The organism is Paenibacillus sp. 1-18 (genome assembly GCF_000520755.1).
Classification (GTDB): Bacteria; Bacillota; Bacilli; order Paenibacillales; family Paenibacillaceae; genus Paenibacillus; species Paenibacillus brasilensis.
Genome location: NZ_ASSB01000362.1, coordinates 1 through 2,607, shown reverse-complemented (window position 1 = coordinate 2,607; position 2,607 = coordinate 1). Strand labels below are relative to the sequence as shown.

The following is a 2,607-nucleotide window of genomic DNA, read 5'->3' as shown; positions in this document are numbered from 1 at the left end:
CATGGTTCATGCGTATCAGCAGGTTCCGGAAGATGTAAGAAAACGCTGGAGAGCCAACTACGATAGACATATGGCACAACAGCAGCCTAAACCACAAGTTGAGAAGCCTAAGTCTTGGTGGGATCGTTACCTGAATTATACGGGTAGCAGTGCGATGATAAAAGGCCAAATAGCAATGGAACAGGCACACACAGCACAAAATGTGACTGTGAAGTCGGCAGATAGCCTAACTGAAATAGGAACAGGAATTTATGATGCTACTGCAGAAAGGACCCAAAAACGCTACGATTCAGTTGGCGCATATTTGGATTACTTGTCGTACGGTATCCCTAAAGGAATCTATCAGGCTTATATGGAGCGTGGACGTAATCAAGGGAATTCTGGTAGCGATGCTATCAATTTTGCTACGTTCGGAATAACAGAAACTATACGTGGAGCGTTGACACCTAAAGCTCCTTTGTCAGCAGAGCATTGGTCCAATATCATTGGTGTAGTAGGGATCACTGAGGGAGCCGGTTCATTTTTCAAGCCGAAACCTACACTAAAATTGCCCGTTAAAGAACCTATTCATGCAGGTCCTAAAATCATAAATGAAAAAACAGAGCCACCGCAACTTCCAAACCTAAAGCCAAATAAAGAGATTGAGGGGACGAGGAATGCAGCTCAGCGTACAAAAAGATTTCCAACCAGTCAAATTGATCCAAAAGTAAATCAACATGTTATTGATAAAGTGGCAGAAGCTAGGGGGAAACTGTCTAATAAATATAAAGAAGCAGGTAACTTTGCATACGCAGAAGTAAAAGTTTCAGGAGTCAGTAAAACAGACTTCTATTCACATAGTGGAATTCATAATTCCAATAAAAAAATTCCTGGAACTGAAGAATTTTCTTTTAAGCCTGACAATCCAATATTTAAGGCAACCGAGGCTCCTGATACCGCTGGTAATATTTACCTAAGAGATGCTGATACAGAGTATAAAATATTAAATGATGTCGCGCATAGAATAGGTGATAACCCTAACGCAACGGGAACAATCAAACTATTCACAGAAAAAGACACATGTGCCAGTTGCAATCAAATCATTCAGCAATTTGATAAAAAGTACCCTAATATTACAATTGAAGTTGTTCATAATGGTGATAAACGCATTTCCTCAAAATAACTCTGGAGGTTTTGATAAGTATGGTTTATGGGTATGAAGAATATTTAGAATATATCAATGAAACTTATGAAGAATTTAAAGAAGATGAAAAAATGAGCAATAAAGAGGCAATTGCAAGAACATTTAATGAATATGACATGTTAGCTAAAGAAAGCGAAACGGATAAAGCAATAATTTATGTAGCACTTACAGAAATTTTAGTTTCTCATTCAAGAATTTTGCACACTTTTAAAGAGCATATGATTAAAATACTATCTGAATTAGACTTCAATTTAATAGAACAAGAACAAAAATTAACACTGGTGCAATACAATGATCTGCGTTCTCGAAAAGAAGAAGCATTACCTGAACTTAAAAATAAAAAGCCAGACTACTATCCGAGGGTATGTTGGTACTATTCTGAATTGACAGATGAAGTTAATAAATTTTTCAATCAAATAAACATAGAAAATGTAACTGCAGATGAAATTGTTACTAGTGTATTTCACCGCTTTGAACGTGATTGTAAAAATACATTAAGTGAAAAAATAATCGTGTATACAACACTAGCTGAAAATTTATTAATTCATAAATTAACACAGACAGACGCTCTAGAGAAGATTAAACAAGAATTAAAACAGTTTAACATAAAAGATATTCTTCAAGAGCAATTATTAGAAGAGGAACAAGAAGATTTGCAAAAGAGAATTAAAAATGTGTTAAACCAAATTAATCAACCCTAATTAAAACTCAAAAACTAAATTACACAAAACAATGACTTGCCATCCCTCCCCATCAGAGTTAACATACACACACTCAAACCACGGGAGGGAAAATAAGCTATGTCAAATTGGCCAGATTGGTTTCTCGAAGCATTACGCCAACGATTTTATCAATTAGAACTCGCTAATGAACAACAGGCTTCTTGTTCATCTGAGGAAAAAAATTTATTCACTCAAATGGATCAATTCAAAATGAATCAAAACGAGGGTATCCAACGCCTGTTATCTGAGTGGGAAGAAGCCATAGGCTATCAGCTAAGCCAGGACAAACAGTCCATCTATATGGAAGGAGTTAAAGACGGGATGCGATTGATCCTTCCCGTCAAGCACTCCACAGATACTCGTTAGCCCATTAATCGTTTCAGCCTATGGTTTCTTTAGTCCCTAAATTCATTTAACAATGTTCTATTAACCTTTAATGATTTCATCTATGCTCATTCCACTCTTCAAGGTAAAAACAAAATGCGCTGGTGAGAGGATCGTGATCTTCTCCACCAACGCATTGAACAGGTTATCATCAAATTGTTCCAGTATATCTTGCCGTGAGCTTAGTACCTGAATAATTTCATCAACTCGTTCCTTGATTTTTTCCTTCTGATCCTCTTCCTCCTCTAATATCAGCATCTGTTGCCGTAGCTCGTTTAGCTCACTGGAAAGTCTGTTCGTTTCTTCAGCATATACGCT

3 protein-coding genes and 1 pseudogene are annotated in these 2,607 nt (G+C 36.7%); 3 read left to right on the top strand and 1 reads right to left on the bottom strand.

The window, feature by feature from the left end:
- From L693_RS31755 to L693_RS0124650, 3 genes are all read left to right on the top strand, one after another.
- A partial coding sequence (locus tag L693_RS31755) for a deaminase domain-containing protein (RefSeq protein WP_025720824.1) occupies positions 1-1,162 on the top strand: 1,162 nt, incomplete at its 5' end.
- 20 nt (positions 1,163-1,182) lie between these two features.
- Complete coding sequence (locus tag L693_RS0124655) at positions 1,183-1,884, top strand: Imm3 family immunity protein (RefSeq protein WP_025720822.1); 702 nt, start codon at positions 1,183-1,185, stop codon at positions 1,882-1,884.
- 99 nt (positions 1,885-1,983) lie between these two features.
- On the top strand, positions 1,984-2,271 hold the full coding sequence (locus L693_RS0124650) for a hypothetical protein (RefSeq protein ID WP_025720820.1): 288 nt from the start codon (positions 1,984-1,986) through the stop codon (positions 2,269-2,271).
- Positions 2,272-2,331: 60 nt separating this feature from the next.
- Here L693_RS0124650 and L693_RS30805 read toward each other — a convergent pair.
- Positions 2,332-2,607 (bottom strand): annotated as a pseudogene (locus L693_RS30805) (recombinase family protein); the annotation flags it as partial.